Here is a 14,916-nt window from a genome sequence, read left to right on the forward strand (position 1 = left end):
TATTCATCTGTGAACTGGATTCACTGACATGGCACGATCCGACATCAATCGATCCGGCGAACTGGAAGTGTTCGTCCGCGTCATCGAGACCGGCGGGTTCTCCGCTGCCGCGCGCAGCCTGGAGATGACCCCGTCGGCGGTCAGCAAGCTGGTGGCACGGCTTGAGCAGCGGCTGGGCACGCGCCTGCTGCAGCGTTCCACCCGCCAGCTGCAGCTGACCCCGGAGGGCTGCGCCTTCTATGAGCGTGGCCTGCGCGTGTTGGCCGACCTGGAAGAGGCCGAACGCTGCGCAAGTGCGCATGCCGAGCCGCGGGGCCGCCTGCGCGTCAATGCCAACGTGCCGTTCGGCCAGCACTTCCTGCTGCCGCTGCTGCCGGCGTTCCTGCAGCGTCACCCGCAGGTGGGCGTGGACCTGACCCTGACCGACGAGGTGATCGACCTTCTGGAGCAGCGTACCGACGTGGCAGTGCGTGCGGGCCCGCTGAAAAGCTCCAGCCTGGTGGCGCGGCGGCTTGGCACGACGCGGATGATGATCGTGGCGTCACCGGCCTACGCGGCGCGGCATGGGCTGCCGCAGGATGTGCAGGCGCTGCTGGCGCACAACCGGCTGGACATCGGCCACGTGCGCGCGCAGCAGGGATGGCCGCTGCTGCAGGAGGGACAGACCCAGCGCGTGCTGCCCAGTGGCAATGCGCGTGCCAGCAACGGCGATGCGCTGCGCCAGCTGGTGCTGGGCGGGCTGGGCCTGGCCCGGCTGGCGGCGTTCCAGGTGCAGGCCGACATCGCCGCCGGACGGCTGTTGCCGGTGCTGGAAGACGCCAACCCCGGCGATCTGGAAGAAGTGCACGCGGTGTTCCTGGGGCAGGGCGGCTACCTGCCGCTGCGGGTGCGTGCGTTGCTGGACTTCCTGGTGGAAAAGGTGGATCTGGCGAAGCCTTTGGCATGACCCCGCGGTTCAGACCCGGCGCCCGGTAGATCCACCCCCATGCGTGGATGAACGCCGGCGTTACACCTGCAGCAGCTTGCGCGCGGCGGCGCGTGCTTCCTTGCTCACTTCCACGCCGCCGAGCATGCGTGCCAGTTCTTCCTCGCGCGCCTTGAGGTCCAGCTTCTCCACCGCGCTCTGGGTCATGCCCTCCACCGGTGCCTTGCTGACCCGGTAGTGGGCGTGGCCCTTCGATGCCACCTGTGGCAGGTGGGTCACGCACAGCACCTGGCGCTTCTCGCCCAGTGCGCGCAGCTTCTGGCCGACGATGTCGGCGACCGCACCGCCGATGCCGGAGTCGACTTCATCGAACACCATGGTCGGCACCGCATCCAGATCCAGCGCGGCCACTTCGATGGCCAGCGAGATGCGTGACAGTTCACCGCCCGAGGCGACCTTGCGCAGTGCCCGCGGCGGCTGCCCGGCGTTGGCCGCGACCAGGAATTCCACCCGCTCGGCGCCCTGTGGATCGGGCTTGCCGCTGTCCTGCGGTTCCAGTTCGATCAGGAACTGGCCGCCGCCCATGCCCAGCTCGGCGATGATGCCGGTGGTGGTGGCCGACAGTTCGGCCGCCGCGCTGCGACGGCTGGCGGTCAGCAGGTCGGCCTGCGCGCGCCAGGCCGCGGCGGCCTTGTCGATCTCTCCGGCCAGGCGCTGCAGGCGCTCGTCGGCGCCGCGCAGCTGCTCCACTTCGGCGTGCATGCGCTCACGCTGTGCGCCCAGTTCGTCCATCGGCACGCGATGCTTGCGTGCCAGGTCGTGCAGGCGGCCAAGGCGGCGCTCGTTCTCCTCGAACTGCTCCGGGTCGGCGTCGAGGTCGTCGTGAACGCGGTCGAGCAGGGCCAGGGCTTCGTTCAGCTGGATCGAGGCGTTGTCGATCAGGGCGTCGACCTCGCCCAGGCGCGGGTCATGTTCGGCGACCCGTGCCAGTTCGTGCCGCACCTGCTGCAGCAGGTCCAGCGCCGACTGGCCGTCGTCGCCGTTGAGCTGGTTGCTGGCCGCCTGGCAGGCGGTCAGCAGGGCGCTGGCGTGGGCCTGGCGGCGGTGGCTGGCGCCAAGGGCGGCGATCGACTCCGGTTCCAGATCTTCGCGGTCCAGCTCGCGCAGCTGGTGCTCAAGGAAACCGATACGGTCGCTGACATCGCCCTGTTGCGACAACGCCAGCGATTCATCGACCAGCGCCTGCCACCCGGCGGCGGCACGGCGCACCAGGCGGCGCTGTTCGTCATTGCCGGCGTAGGCATCGAGCAGGGCCAGCTGCGACGGACGCGTCAGCAGGGCCTGCTGCTCGTGCTGGCCATGGATCTCCACCAGCAGCGCGGCCAGGTCGGCCAGCTGCGCCAGGGTGACCGGGCGGCCGTTGATCCAGGCGCGCGAACCGCCGTCAGCGCGGATCACGCGGCGCAGCTGGCATTGCTCGTCGTCGTCCAGTTCATTGCTGGCCAGCCACTGGCGCGCGGCCTGCAGCTGGTCCAGTGCGAATTCGGCCGAAAGCTCTGCGCGGGCCGCGCCATGGCGGACCACGCCGCTGTCGGCGCGCAGGCCCGACAGGAAGCCCAGCGCGTCGACCATCAGCGACTTGCCGGCGCCGGTCTCGCCTGAAACCACGGTCATGCCGGGTCCGAACTCCAGCTCGGTGGCGCGGACGACGGCGAAATCCTTGATCGAAAGGTGTCTGAGCATGGGTAATGGGGTGTCTGCAGCCGCGCAACGCTAGCACGCGCGGCGGGACGGTCCAATGACTTGCCAAGGTGAAGCGCCGCCATTATCTAGTGTCCGTGTCTCACAGGTTGATTCCATGCACGGTTCCCCCGACCAGCTTGCCCCGCGTGCGCGCCATCTGCTGCGCACGCTGATCGCGCGCTACATCCAGGATGGTGAGCCGGTGGGCTCGCAGACGCTGGCGCGCGTGGCCGGCCTGGAGGTCAGCCCGGCGACCATCCGCAACATCCTCGGCGACCTGGAGGACCTGGGCCTGCTGGCGTCGCCGCATACCTCGGCCGGGCGGATTCCGACCGCGCACGGCTACCGGGTCTTCGTCGACAGCCTGCTGCAGATGCAGCCGCCCGGCGAGGGCGAGCTGGCCCGGTTGCGCCAGGAACTGGCCGGCGGCGGCAGCACCCAGGCGCTGCTCGGCAGTGCCTCCGAGCTGCTGTCGGCGATGAGCCACTTCGTCGGCGTGGTCAGCGCGCCGCGGCGCGAGCAGTTCGCCTTCCGCCAGATCGATTTCGTGGCGCTGGACGGGCGCCGGGTGCTGGCGATCCTGGTGTTCGCCGACAACGAGGTGCAGAACCGGGTCATCGAGACCCGCCAGGAGTTCGCGCCGGGCCAGCTGGAGCAGGTGGCCAACTACCTCAATGCCCATTTCGCCGGCCTGCCGATGGCCGAGATCCGTACCCGCCTGCTGCTGGAGCTGCGCGACGCCCGTTCCGAGCTGGAGCAGCTGCTGGCGCACAGCATCGAGCTGGCCGAGCAGGCGCTGCAGCCGCCGGCCGACGACATGCTGGTAGCCGGGCAGACGCGGCTGATGGGGGTGCAGGACCTGTCCGACCTGGAGCGCCTGCGCGAGCTGTTCGAGCTGTTTTCCAGCAAGCGCGAGATCCTGCAGCTGCTGGAGCGGACCATCCAGGCGCCGGGCGTGCGCATCTTCATCGGCGAGGAGACCGGGATGATGCCGCTGCAGGGGGTCTCGCTGGTCACCGCGCCATATACCGCCAACGGCCAGGTGCTGGGGGTGCTGGGTGTGATCGGGCCGAAGCGGATGGCCTACGACCGCATGATTCCGCTGGTGCAGGCCACCGCCGATGTGCTGGGCGCGGCCTTTTCGCCCGGCGGCCGCGGTCCGGGAACATCGGACGCTTGAAACGCAGCATCCCGCCCACACTAGGGTGGGTGGAGGCGGGCTGTGACCGCCAGGGACCCAGACATGAACCACGAAAACCCCGATATCGAATCCCAGCAGAGCGCGGCCGATGCAGCGGCTGCGGCCGGCGCCAGTGACGAAGTGGAGCGCCTGCGCGGCGAGATCGAGCAGATCAAGGCCGACGTCCTGCGCGAGCGCGCCGACCTGGACAACCAGCGCAAGCGCGTGGCCCGTGACATCGAGCAGGCCCGCAAGTTTGCCAACGAGAAGCTGCTGGGCGAGCTGCTGCCGGTGTTCGACAGCCTGGACGCCGGCCTCAAGGCCGCGGGCGACGATGCCCATCCGCTGCGTGAAGGCCTGGAATTGACCTACAAGCAGCTGCTCAAGGTTGCCGGCGACAACGGCCTGGTGCTGCTGGATCCGACCGGCCAGCCGTTCAACCCGGAACACCACCAGGCGATCAGCCAGGTGCCGACCCCGGGCGCCGCCCCCGGCAGCGTGGTGACCGTGTTCCAGAAGGGCTACCTGCTCAACGAGCGCCTGCTGCGGCCGGCGCTGGTGGTGGTGGCTGCCGACTGACCCCTGTCGGGCCGGGCGGCGGGAATGATCCGCGGCCCGACCCGATGCTGAACGCGCCGGGCGACCGGGAACACAGCGTTCGGGGGATGGCTTGAATGTTCCACGAGCCTCCCCCACATCGTATTCATCCACCGGCCGAACGGCCGGACTGACCCCAACTAGCATCCTCAGGAGTCTCCCCCATGGGCAAGATCATTGGTATCGACCTCGGCACCACCAACTCGTGCGTGGCGATCATGGACGGCGGCAAGGCCCGCGTCATCGAGAATTCGGAAGGCGATCGGACCACCCCGTCGATCGTCGCCTACACCAAGGACGGCGAAGTCCTGGTCGGCGCCTCGGCCAAGCGCCAGGCGGTGACCAACCCGAAGAACACCTTCTACGCGGTGAAGCGCCTGATCGGCCGCAAGTTCACCGACGCCGAAGTGCAGAAGGACATCGCGCACGTCCCGTACAGCATCCTCGCCCATGACAATGGCGACGCCTGGGTGGCCACCAGCGACGGCAAGAAGATGGCCCCGCAGGAAATCTCGGCCAAGGTGCTGGAGAAGATGAAGAAGACCGCCGAGGACTTCCTCGGTGAGAAGGTCACCGAAGCGGTCATCACCGTGCCGGCCTACTTCAACGACAGCCAGCGCCAGGCGACCAAGGACGCCGGCCGCATCGCCGGCCTGGACGTCAAGCGCATCATCAACGAGCCGACCGCGGCCGCGCTGGCCTATGGCCTGGACAAGGGCGACAACAAGGATCGCAAGATCGTGGTGTACGACCTGGGCGGCGGCACCTTCGACGTCTCGGTGATCGAGATCGCCAACGTCGATGGTGAGAAGCAGTTCGAAGTGCTGGCCACCAACGGCGACACCTTCCTGGGCGGCGAAGATTTCGACAACCGCGTCATCGAGTACCTGGTCGAAGAGTTCAACAAGGACCAGGGCATCGACCTGCGCAAGGATCCGCTGGCCCTGCAGCGCCTGAAGGACGCGGCCGAGCGCGCCAAGATCGAGCTGTCCAGCGCCCAGCAGACCGAAGTGAACCTGCCGTACGTCACTGCCGACGCCTCCGGTCCGAAGCACCTGAACATCAAGCTGACCCGCGCCAAGCTGGAAGCGCTGGTGGAAGACCTGATCAAGAAGTCGATCGAGCCGTGCCGCGTGGCGCTGAACGATGCCGGCCTGCGGTCGAGCGACATCAGCGAAGTGATCCTGGTCGGCGGCCAGACCCGCATGCCGAAGGTGCAGCAGGCGGTGACCGAGTTCTTCGGCAAGGAACCGCGCAAGGACGTCAACCCGGACGAAGCCGTGGCACTGGGTGCGGCGATCCAGGGCGGCGTGCTCGGCGGCGACGTCAAGGACGTGCTGCTGCTGGACGTGACCCCGCTGTCGCTGGGCATCGAGACCATGGGTGGCGTGTTCACCAAGATCATCGAGAAGAACACCACCATCCCGACCAAGGCCTCGCAGGTGTTCTCCACTGCCGAGGACAACCAGTCGGCCGTGACCGTGCACGTGCTGCAGGGTGAGCGCGAACAGGCCCGCTTCAACAAGTCGCTGGCCAAGTTCGACCTGTCCGGCATCGAGCCGGCCCCGCGCGGCCTGCCGCAGGTGGAAGTGTCCTTTGATATCGACGCCAACGGCATCCTGCACGTGTCGGCCAAGGACAAGAAGACCAACAAGGAACAGAAGGTCGAGATCAAGGCCGGTTCGGGCCTGTCCGAGGAAGAGATCGCACGCATGGTCGCCGACGCGGAAGCCAACCGCGAAGAAGACAAGAAGTTCCAGGAGCTGGTGCAGGCCCGCAACCAGGCCGACGCCCTGATCCACGGCACCCGCAGCGCCATCACCGAGCACGGCAGCAAGGTCGGCGGCGATGTCATCGGCAAGGTGGAGGCGGCGCTGGCCGACCTGGAGACCGCGATGAAGGGTGACGACAAGGCGCAGATCGAAGCCAAGTCGAAGGTGCTGGAAGAAGCCGGCCAGTCGCTGTTCGCCGCCGCGTCGGCCGACCAGGGCGCCGCCCCGGGTGGCGACGCCGGTGCCACCGGCCAGGGCAACGACGATGTGGTGGACGCCGAGTTCACCGAAGTCAAGGACGACAAGAAGTCCTGATCCGGACCGACACGGGACGCTGCACGAGCGGCGTCCCGTTGTCGTACCAGGGTCCTGACCGCCCTCTGGCGCGTCGGGGCGCCCGACGCAAGAGCGGACCTGGTTCCGCTCTTCCGCTTTGACGAATCCCGACTTCCCGGAATGCGATTCACCCTATGAGCAAGCGCGATTACTACGAAGTGCTGGGCGTTGCCCGCACCGCCACCGACGAAGAGCTGAAGAAGGCCTATCGCCGTTGTGCAATGAAGTTCCACCCGGACCGCAACCCGGGTGATGCGGCGGCCGAAGCCTCCTTCAAGGAGTGCAAGGAAGCCTACGAAGTGCTGGCCGACGGCAACAAGCGCCGCATGTACGACAGCCATGGCCACGCCGCGTTCGAGCACGGCATGGGCGGTGGCGGCCCGGGCGGCCCGGACATGAACGATATTTTCGGCGACATCTTCGGCAACATCTTCGGCGGGGCCGGCGGCGGGCCGCGCCAGGCGCGCCGGGGTGCCGACATCGGTTACGTGATGGAGCTGGACCTGGAAGAAGCGGTGCGTGGCATCGAGCGCCGCATCGAGATTCCGACCCTGGCCGAATGTGGCGACTGTGATGGCAGTGGCTCGGAAGATGGCAAGGTCGAGACGTGCAACGTCTGCCACGGTCGTGGCCAGGTGCGCATCCAGCGCGGCATCTTCGCCATGCAGCAGGCCTGCCACAACTGTGGTGGTCGTGGCCAGATCATCGCCAAGCCGTGCAAGACCTGCCACGGCAACGGCCGTGTCGAGGAAGACAAGGTGCTGTCGGTGAAGGTGCCGGCCGGCGTGGATACCGGCGACCGCATCCGCCTGTCGGGCGAGGGCGAGGCCGGTCCGGCCGGTACCCCGCCGGGCGACCTGTACGTGGAAGTGCGCGTGCGCGAGCACGCCATCTTCCAGCGCGACGGCGACGACCTGCACTGCGAAGTGCCGATCCGCATTTCGCAGGCGGCGCTGGGCGATACCGTGCGCGTGGCCACTCTCGGCGGCGAAGCGGAGATCCGCATCCCGGCCGAGACCCAGACCGGCAAGCTGTTCCGCCTGCGTGGCAAGGGCGTGCGTTCGGTGCGCAGCCGCAGCGAAGGCGACCTGTACTGCCGCGTGGTGGTGGAGACGCCGGTCAACCTCACCAGCGACCAGCGCAAGCTGCTGGAGCAGTTCGAAGCCACCTTCAACGGCGAGGATGCACGCAAGCACTCGCCGAAGTCGGCCACCTTCATCGATGGCGTGAAGGGTTTCTGGGACCGCATGACGTCCTGAGTTTTCAACGCAGACGTTGAACGGCAGCGCCGGGCCATGCCCGGCGTTTTCGTTTGCGATGTCCGGCCGATTCCGCCGGGCGTGGCCCGGCGCCACCGGAAGTTCTCAGCGGAAGAATGCCGCCGGCGTCTGCCCGAGCTGGCGCTTGAACATGCTGGTGAACGCACTGGGGCTGTCATAGCCCATCGCCAGCGCGACATCGATGACCTTGTCGCCGGTGGCCAGTCGCTCCATCGCCGCCAGCAGCCGCGCCTGCTGGCGCCATTGCCCGAAGGTCATGCCCAGCTCGGTGGCGAAATGGCGCTGAATGGTTTTCACGTCCACCGCCAGTGCCTGCGCCCAGTCCTGCAGGGTTGCGTGGTCGCCGGGGTGCTTCTGGATGTGCTGGCAGATCCGCTGCAGGCGCGCGTCGACGGGGTCGGGCAGGTGCAGCGGCAGCACGTCCATGCGATGCAGTTCATCCAGCAGCAGGCGCACCACGCGGCCATCGCGGCTGTCTTCGATGTGCTCGCCCTTGATCAGCGTGGCCGCCTGCAGCAGTTCACGCAGCAGCGGGGACACCTGTACCGCGAACGGTTCGGCCGGCAGGTGCGGTGCGAACGACGGCTCGATGTACAGGCTGCGCATGTGCACGGCGGCAATGCAGTCCACCGCGTGCACCATGCCGGCCGGCATCCAGATCGCACGGTTCGAGGGCACCACCCAGCGCCCCACTTCCGAGCGCACCACCATCAGCCCCGAGATCGCATAGACCAGCTGGTGGCGCTGGTGCTTGTGCCCTGCGATAGGGGTGCCGGCAGGGTACTGGGTGACGCGATAGGTGACCGGGCGATGCTGCGGCACGTCCCGCCAGGGCGCGGCCGGATCGACATCGCGGGCGATGTCCTTTTTGCGATAGGCCATGACCCGAACGCGGCAGAAGGGAAGAGAAGGCCACCGTAGCATGCGTGGCTCGCCCCCAACCTGACTGCGTCCATGTCCACCCTGGTTTCTCCCGCAACGACCTCACGTCCGGTGGCGCTCGGCGTGCTGGCTGCCATTTCCACCTCGCATGTGGTCAACGACATGATGCAGTCGCTGATCCTGGCCATCTATCCGGTGATCAAGGGCGGCTTCAACCTCAGCTTCACCCAGATCGGCCTGATCACGCTGACCTACCAGCTCACTGCCTCGATCTTCCAGCCGTTGGTCGGCATGGCCACCGACCGCCGCCCGGCGCCGTATTCGTTGCCGATCGGCATGGCCTCGACCCTGTGCGGCATGCTGCTGCTCGGCTTCGCGCCCAGTTACGCGATGGTGCTGCTGGCGGCGGCGATGGTCGGCATTGGTTCGGCGATCTTCCATCCTGAAGCCTCACGCATCGCGCGGCTGGCCTCGGGTGGCCGGCATGGCTTTGCGCAGTCGGTGTTCCAGGTCGGCGGCAATGTCGGTACCGCGCTGGGCCCGCTGATTGCCGCCGCGGTGATCGTGCCGTATGGCCAGCACGCCGCGTCATGGTTTGCCGGCGCCGCGCTGATCGGCATCGCGCTGCTGACCTATGTCGGCCGCTGGTATGCACTGCACCTGGGTGCCCCGCGGCCGCCCGGTGCCGCGGCGATGAGCCCACGGCATCCGCCGCGCACCGTGGCCAAGGTGCTGGCGATCCTGCTGGTGCTGATCTTCAGCAAGTACTTCTACATGGCCAGCATCGGCAGCTACTTCACCTTCTACCTGATCCACCATTTCGGCATTCCGGTGGCACAGGCCCAGCTGCACCTGTTCGCGTTCCTGGTGGCCTCCGCCGCCGGCGGCTTCCTGGGTGGACCGTTGGGCGATCGCATCGGCCGCAAGCCGATCATCTGGACTTCGATTCTGGGCGTGGCGCCGTTCGCGCTGATGCTGCCGCACGCCGATCTGCTGTGGACCACGGTGCTGGCGGTGCTGATCGGCTTCGTCCTGTCTTCGGCGTTCTCGGCGATCGTGGTGTACGCGCAGGAGATGATGCCGCACCGCATCGGCATGGTGTCCGGTCTGTTCTTCGGCTTCGCGTTCGGCATGGGCGGGCTGGGTGCCGCCTTGCTCGGCCTGCTGGCGGACAGGACCAGCATCGAGTACGTGTACCAGCTGACCGCGTTCCTGCCGCTGCTCGGCATCGTCGCGGCGTGGCTGCCGCCATCGCGGCCTGCTGCTCACTGAGGGGGTGGGGTTTGCAGGGCTTGCAGCCCTGCCGAACCCTTCACCGGGCGTAGAATGCGGGCATGAGCGAATCCCTCGACAACCACCTGGTCCATGGCCGCCGCCAGCGGCCCGACGGCCCATCGCCGATCGATGTCATCTCGGTCCAGTCGCAACTCGTCTACGGCCACGCCGGCAACAGCGCCGCCATACCGCCGATGCGCGCACTCGGCGTGCGCGTGGCGGAGATCCCGACCGTGCTGCTGAGCAACGCGCCGTTCTATGACACCACCCGCGGCCGCGTGCTGCCCGCCGACTGGTTCGCCGATCTGCTGCTCGGCACCCACGAGCGCGGCCTGCCGCAGCGGGCGGAAATGCTGGTGTCCGGCTACTTCGGCAGCACCGCCAACGGCGCGGCCTTCGCCGACTGGCTGGAGCGGATCCTGCCGGCCTGCCCGCAACTGCGCTACTGCCTGGACCCGGTCATCGGTGACACCCACACCGGCCCCTATGTGGAACCCGGACTGGAGGCGATCTTCGCCGAGCGCCTGCTGCCGCATGCCTGGCTGGTGACGCCGAACGCTTTCGAACTGAACCGCCTGACCGGCATGCCCGCGCTGGCCGAGGCTGATGCCATCGCTGCCGCGCGCACGCTGCTGCAGCGTGGCCCGCACTGGGTGATCGCGCACAGCGTGGGCGGCAATCCGGGAGAACTGGTGACCCTGGCCGTGGGCCGCGAGGAAACCTGGCGCTGGACGTCGCCACTGCTGCCGGTGGACGTGGCCGGAACCGGCGACGTGCTGATGTCGCTGGTGGTGTCGTTCCTGCTGCGCGGCGAACCGATGCAGCAGGCCATCTCGCGTGCGATCGCCGGTACCCACGCGGCACTGGAAGCGACCCTGGACAATGGCTTCGAGGAATTCGACGTGATTGCTGCGGCGCCGGCGGCGCTGGCCGAAGGTACGCGCTTCGGCGCCGAACGGCTCGCATGAGCGATCGCAGCGAACGCGCGCCGCGCACGATCGGCATCGTCGGCAGTGCCGGCGCCTATGGGCGCTGGCTGACCCGGTTCTTCCAGGACCACCTGCAACTGCGGGTGATCGGCCACGATCCGGCCGATGCCGGTTCGCACACGCCGCAGCAGCTGCTGGACGAGGCCGACGTGCTGGTGTTCTCGGCGCCGATCCGGCATACGCCAGCGCTGATCGGCGAGTACGTGCGTCAATCCGCCGGCCGCGAGCGCGGCCGCCTGTGGCTGGATGTGACCTCGGTGAAGGATGCGCCGGTACAGGCAATGCTGGCCTCGCAGGCCGAGGTGGTCGGCCTGCACCCGATGACCGCGCCGCCCAAGGCGCCCACGTTGAAGGGGCGGGTGATGGTGGTGTGCGAGGCACGCCTGCAGCACTGGCAGCCCTGGGTAGACGCGCTGTGCGCCGCCCTGCAGGCCGAATGCGTGCGTGCCACCCCGCAGCACCACGACCAGATGATGGCACTGGTGCAGGCGATGGTGCATGCCACCCACCTGGCCCAGGCCGGCGTGCTGCGCGAGTACCAGCCACAGCTGGGTACGCTGGCCGCGATGATGCCGTACCGCTCGGCCTCGTTCGAGCTGGACACCGCCATCATCTCGCGCATCCTGTCGCTGAATCCGGCGATCTACGAAGACATCCAGTTCGGCAATCCGCACGTGGCGCCGATGCTGGAACGCCTGGTCGGCCAGCTGCAGCGGCTGCAGGCCCAGGTCGGGCAGGGCGATGATGCGGCGCGCAGCGCGTTCCGCGAGCAGTTGCTGGGCGCCAACCGCGACGCATTCGGCGGCCCGGCACTGGAAGCGGGCAACTACACGTTCGAGCGGGTGGGGTATCTGCTGGCCGATCTGACCGAGCGCAACGCACTTTCGGTGCACCTGCCCGAAGACCGGCCGGGTTCGCTGCGCGAACTGCTCAACGTGTTCGAGCAGCACGGCATCAGCCTGGCTTCCATCCACTCCTCGCGCACACCCGGCGGGGAAGTGCACTTCCGCATCGGGTTCGTCGCCGGCAGCGCAGCGGCCTCGATCGCAGCCGCCGCCGCGGAGGTGGATGCCTCGGGCATCGGGCGCGTGCTGCTCTAGGCTCGGCCACCCGGTTCATCCACAGGCGGTGTGGATGGCTGCTGCGCAAACATGTGGATAACCGCTCGCAGGCCTTGCCGGAAAAGGCTGTCAAGATGGTTGGTCAAAAATTGACCAGCCTGTGTGCGCGGCGCCGGGCGAGGCCCGGCGGGCGCAGCGGTGAACCGGGGCGCCTGTGCCACGGGCTAGATCGTCAGCCGTACCTCACCGCCGCTGGTGGTGAACTCGCGGCCGATGCGCACCAGCTGGCGGCCGTCGTCGAGCTCGTAGCGCGGCGTGGTTTCCGAGCCGTGGCCGCTGCCACTGGCCTCGGGCTTGAATTCAATGATGATGTGGCTCTCGCCATTGCTGTCGAGGGCGGGGAACTGACGGAACGACATCGTCTACCTCCTTCCACCATGTGCGTGCCCACAAGACTGGGCCGGCCGGTGTTAGCCGGCCGTCATCAATCGATGAACTGCAGGCGGGCCAGTTCCGCGTACAGACCGCCTTCAGCCAGCAGTTCAGCATGCGTGCCCTCGGCGACGATGCGGCCGTGGTCCATCACCACGATGCGGTCGGCCTTGAGCACGGTCGCCAGACGGTGGGCGATGACCACCGTGGTGCGGCCGGCCATCAACCGTTCCAGTGCCTGCTGGACGCTGTGCTCGCTCTGCGCATCGAGGGCGCTGGTGGCTTCGTCCAGTAGCAGGATCGGCGCGTCCTTCAGCAGTGCGCGGGCAATCGCCACGCGTTGCTGCTGGCCACCGGACAGGCGCGCGCCGCGCTCGCCCAGCTCGCTGTCGTAGCCCTGCGGCAACGCACGCAGGAAGGTGTCCGCCTCAGCAGCGCGGGCGGCGGCCTCCACCTCGGCATCGCTGGCCTGCAGGCGGCCGTAGCGGATGTTGTCGCGCGCACTGGCGGCGAACAGCGTGGGCTGCTGTGGCACCAGCGCCAGCTGGGCGCGCAGCTCGGCCGGGTCGACGTCGCGCACGTCGATGCCGTCCACGCAGATGCGGCCACCGGCGGGGTCATGGAAGCGCAGCAGCATCGACAGCACCGTGCTCTTGCCGGCGCCCGACGGCCCGACCAGGGCCACGGTCTCGCCGGGGCGCACGTGCAGGCTGAACCGATCCAGCGCGGCCTGGTCCGGTCGCTGCGGGTAGTGGAACACCACGTCGTCGAACCGGATCTCGCCGCGCAGCGGTTGCGGCAATGCATGCGGCTGCGCCGGCGCGCGGATCTCGATGTCTTCCTGCAGCAGTTCGCCGATGCGGCCCATGCCGCCGGCCGCGCGTTGCAGCTCGTTCCAGACCTCGGCCAGCGCACCGACCGAACCACCGCCGATCAGCGCGTACAGCACGAACTGGCCCAGCGTGCCGGCACTCATGCGACCATCGATGACATCGTGCGCGCCCAGCCACAGCACGCCGACGATGGCGCCGAACACCAGCAGGATCGCGCTGGCGGTGACCAGCGACTGCGCGCCGATGCGGCGGCGTGCGGCGCGGATGGCATCGCCCAGGGCATGGTCGAAACGTCCGCGTTCATAAGGTTCGCGTGCATGCGCCTGCACCGTGCGCACCGCGCCCAGGGTTTCGCTGGCCAGGCTGTTGGCATCGGCGATGCGGTCCTGGCTGCTGCGCGCGACGGTTCGCAGCTTGCGCGCGCCGATGATGATGGGCAGCACCGCCAGCGGAATGCCGAGCAGCGACCAGGCGGCCAGCCGCGGGCTGGTAACGAACAGCATGGCCAGACTGCCCACCACGGTGACACTGCTGCGCAGCGCCACCGACATGGTCGAGCCGACCACGCTGCGCAGCAGTTCGCTGTCGGCGGTGAGCCGCGATACCAGCTCGCCACTGCGGCTGCGATCATGGAAACCCGCACCCAGCTGGATCAGGTGTGCGTACAGGCGGCTGCGCAGGTCCGCCACGACCTTCTCGCCCAGCAGCGAAACGAAATAGAAGCGTGCCGCGGTCGCCAGTGCCAGCACCACCGCCACCAGCATCAGCAGTGCGAAGGCGCGGTTGATCTGGCCCCCGCTGCTGAAACCGTGGTCGATCATCTGCTTCACGGCGGGCGGCAGGCTGAGGGTGGCTGCCGATGAGACGGCCAGGGCCAGCAGCCACGCGCTGAACAACCCGCCATGGCGGCGCACGAACGGCCACAGTGTGCGCAGGCTGCCGAGGCGGCGCAGCGGCGGGGAGGCCGGATCGGCGGCCGGTGCGTCCTTGTCAGTCATCCTGGTCGTCATCTTGTGTGCGGATACGATCACGAGTGGCGTCGCGCAGGCGGATTTTCAATGCGTCGACCTGATCCACAGGCAATTCAACCCGCAATCGTACCCCGTTGGCATCGAACTGTTCATCGCGCTTCTCGGCGGCATGCACCGGCAGGGCGGCATGCAGCGTGCCCAGATCCTCGAACCCGGCCAGCAGCTGCAGCCGCGCCATGGCGACCAGCGGCACGCGCGGCGCGGTGCGCAGGCACTCGGCGGCGGCACCGCCATACGCGCGTACGAGACCGCCGGCGCCGAGCTTGATGCCACCGAACCAGCGGGTGACCACCACCATCACCCGGTCGAAGCCCTGGCCGTCGAGGGCGGCCAGGATCGGGCGCCCGGCAGTGCCTGCCGGTTCGCCATCATCGCTGGAACGGTACTCCTGGCCGTGACGGTAGGCCCAGCAGTTGTGGGTGGCGTCGGCAACCGACACCTGCTGCAGGAACGCAAGGGCCGCAGCGCCGCCGTCGATCGGCGCAGCATGCGCGATGAAGCGGCTGTGCTTGATCTCCAGCGTGTGGCTGACCGGTTGGGCGAGGGTATCGGGCATCCCGCTCATTCTACGGGCTTGCCG

13 protein-coding genes are annotated in these 14,916 nt (G+C 68.3%); 8 read left to right on the forward strand and 5 right to left on the reverse strand.

Translation table 11 applies throughout. The features are described from left to right. Window positions 1-28: 28 nt before the first annotated feature. Complete coding sequence (locus tag Q5Z10_RS09515; protein ID WP_303638840.1) at window positions 29-946, forward strand: LysR family transcriptional regulator; 918 nt, start codon at window positions 29-31, stop codon at window positions 944-946. A gap of 60 nt (window positions 947-1,006) precedes the next feature. Here the strand turns inward: Q5Z10_RS09515 and recN are convergent, their stop codons facing one another. Next, window positions 1,007-2,668 (reverse strand): DNA repair protein RecN, encoded by a 1,662-nt coding sequence (gene recN, locus Q5Z10_RS09520; protein ID WP_303638841.1) that lies wholly within the window; start codon window positions 2,666-2,668, stop codon window positions 1,007-1,009. A 115-nt stretch (window positions 2,669-2,783) separates the two neighbouring features. Between recN and hrcA the strand changes: the two genes are divergently transcribed. The 4 genes from hrcA (at window position 2,784) to dnaJ (ending at window position 7,812) form a co-directional block, all read left to right on the forward strand. After that, the gene (hrcA, locus tag Q5Z10_RS09525; RefSeq protein WP_303638842.1) at window positions 2,784-3,848 is read left to right on the forward strand and encodes a heat-inducible transcriptional repressor HrcA; all 1,065 of its coding nucleotides are present in this window, start codon (window positions 2,784-2,786) and stop codon (window positions 3,846-3,848) included. A gap of 63 nt (window positions 3,849-3,911) precedes the next feature. Continuing rightward, window positions 3,912-4,427, forward strand: a complete 516-nt coding sequence (gene grpE / locus Q5Z10_RS09530; protein WP_303638843.1) for a nucleotide exchange factor GrpE — start codon at window positions 3,912-3,914, stop codon at window positions 4,425-4,427. 182 nt (window positions 4,428-4,609) lie between these two features. Further along, window positions 4,610-6,532, forward strand: a complete 1,923-nt coding sequence (gene dnaK, locus Q5Z10_RS09535; RefSeq protein ID WP_303638844.1) for a molecular chaperone DnaK — start codon at window positions 4,610-4,612, stop codon at window positions 6,530-6,532. A 155-nt stretch (window positions 6,533-6,687) separates the two neighbouring features. After that, a complete protein-coding gene (dnaJ, locus tag Q5Z10_RS09540; protein ID WP_303638845.1) occupies window positions 6,688-7,812 on the forward strand; it encodes a molecular chaperone DnaJ in 1,125 nt (374 codons plus the stop codon). A 105-nt stretch (window positions 7,813-7,917) separates the two neighbouring features. On the opposite strand, the gene Q5Z10_RS09545 is transcribed toward dnaJ, so the two are convergent. Further along, window positions 7,918-8,715 (reverse strand): AraC family transcriptional regulator, encoded by a 798-nt coding sequence (locus tag Q5Z10_RS09545; RefSeq protein ID WP_303638846.1) that lies wholly within the window; start codon window positions 8,713-8,715, stop codon window positions 7,918-7,920. Window positions 8,716-8,787: 72 nt separating this feature from the next. On the opposite strand from Q5Z10_RS09545, the gene Q5Z10_RS09550 reads away from it, so the two are divergent. The 3 genes from Q5Z10_RS09550 (at window position 8,788) to Q5Z10_RS09560 (ending at window position 12,079) form a co-directional block, all read left to right on the forward strand. Then, window positions 8,788-9,987: an MFS transporter gene (locus tag Q5Z10_RS09550; RefSeq protein WP_303638847.1), complete on the forward strand. Its 1,200-nt coding sequence runs from the start codon at window positions 8,788-8,790 to the stop codon at window positions 9,985-9,987. Window positions 9,988-10,049: 62 nt separating this feature from the next. Then, window positions 10,050-10,958: a pyridoxal kinase gene (pdxY, locus tag Q5Z10_RS09555; RefSeq protein WP_303638848.1), complete on the forward strand. Its 909-nt coding sequence runs from the start codon at window positions 10,050-10,052 to the stop codon at window positions 10,956-10,958. After that, the gene (locus Q5Z10_RS09560) at window positions 10,955-12,079 is read left to right on the forward strand and encodes a prephenate dehydrogenase (RefSeq protein WP_303638849.1); all 1,125 of its coding nucleotides are present in this window, start codon (window positions 10,955-10,957) and stop codon (window positions 12,077-12,079) included. Before pdxY ends, Q5Z10_RS09560 begins: the two co-directional genes overlap by 4 nt. Before the next feature lie 185 nt (window positions 12,080-12,264). On the opposite strand, the gene Q5Z10_RS09565 is transcribed toward Q5Z10_RS09560, so the two are convergent. The 3 genes from Q5Z10_RS09565 to Q5Z10_RS09575 all read right to left on the reverse strand — a co-directional run bounded on the left by Q5Z10_RS09565 (window position 12,265) and on the right by Q5Z10_RS09575 (window position 14,892). Then, window positions 12,265-12,459 (reverse strand): hypothetical protein, encoded by a 195-nt coding sequence (locus Q5Z10_RS09565; protein WP_303638850.1) that lies wholly within the window; start codon window positions 12,457-12,459, stop codon window positions 12,265-12,267. 65 nt (window positions 12,460-12,524) lie between these two features. After that, the gene (locus tag Q5Z10_RS09570; protein ID WP_303638851.1) at window positions 12,525-14,303 is read right to left on the reverse strand and encodes an ABC transporter transmembrane domain-containing protein; all 1,779 of its coding nucleotides are present in this window, start codon (window positions 14,301-14,303) and stop codon (window positions 12,525-12,527) included. Further along, entirely contained in the window at window positions 14,296-14,892 is a 597-nt protein-coding gene (locus Q5Z10_RS09575; RefSeq protein ID WP_303638852.1) for an IMPACT family protein, read from the reverse strand. Before Q5Z10_RS09575 ends, Q5Z10_RS09570 begins: the two co-directional genes overlap by 8 nt. Window positions 14,893-14,916 lie beyond the last annotated feature (24 nt).

This window comes from Stenotrophomonas sp. 704A1, from assembly GCF_030549525.1.
Lineage (GTDB): Bacteria > Pseudomonadota > Gammaproteobacteria > Xanthomonadales > Xanthomonadaceae > Stenotrophomonas > Stenotrophomonas tuberculopleuritidis.

Excerpts from the sequence above, each read along its gene's own strand:
- Q5Z10_RS09575 (WP_303638852.1), bottom strand. The coding sequence starts at position 14,892 with ATGCCCGATACCCTCGCCCAACCGGTCAGCCACACGCTGGAGATCAAG.
- hrcA (WP_303638842.1), top strand. The coding sequence starts at position 2,784 with ATGCACGGTTCCCCCGACCAGCTTGCCCCGCGTGCGCGCCATCTGCTG.
- Q5Z10_RS09545 (WP_303638846.1), bottom strand. The coding sequence starts at position 8,715 with ATGGCCTATCGCAAAAAGGACATCGCCCGCGATGTCGATCCGGCCGCG.
- Q5Z10_RS09570 (WP_303638851.1), bottom strand. The coding sequence starts at position 14,303 with ATGACTGACAAGGACGCACCGGCCGCCGATCCGGCCTCCCCGCCGCTG.
- Q5Z10_RS09550 (WP_303638847.1), top strand. The coding sequence starts at position 8,788 with ATGTCCACCCTGGTTTCTCCCGCAACGACCTCACGTCCGGTGGCGCTC.
- Q5Z10_RS09565 (WP_303638850.1), bottom strand. The coding sequence starts at position 12,459 with ATGTCGTTCCGTCAGTTCCCCGCCCTCGACAGCAATGGCGAGAGCCAC.
- pdxY (WP_303638848.1), top strand. The coding sequence starts at position 10,050 with ATGAGCGAATCCCTCGACAACCACCTGGTCCATGGCCGCCGCCAGCGG.
- dnaJ (WP_303638845.1), top strand. The coding sequence starts at position 6,688 with ATGAGCAAGCGCGATTACTACGAAGTGCTGGGCGTTGCCCGCACCGCC.
- Q5Z10_RS09515 (WP_303638840.1), top strand. The coding sequence starts at position 29 with ATGGCACGATCCGACATCAATCGATCCGGCGAACTGGAAGTGTTCGTC.
- dnaK (WP_303638844.1), top strand. The coding sequence starts at position 4,610 with ATGGGCAAGATCATTGGTATCGACCTCGGCACCACCAACTCGTGCGTG.
- recN (WP_303638841.1), bottom strand. The coding sequence starts at position 2,668 with ATGCTCAGACACCTTTCGATCAAGGATTTCGCCGTCGTCCGCGCCACC.
- grpE (WP_303638843.1), top strand. The coding sequence starts at position 3,912 with ATGAACCACGAAAACCCCGATATCGAATCCCAGCAGAGCGCGGCCGAT.
- Q5Z10_RS09560 (WP_303638849.1), top strand. The coding sequence starts at position 10,955 with ATGAGCGATCGCAGCGAACGCGCGCCGCGCACGATCGGCATCGTCGGC.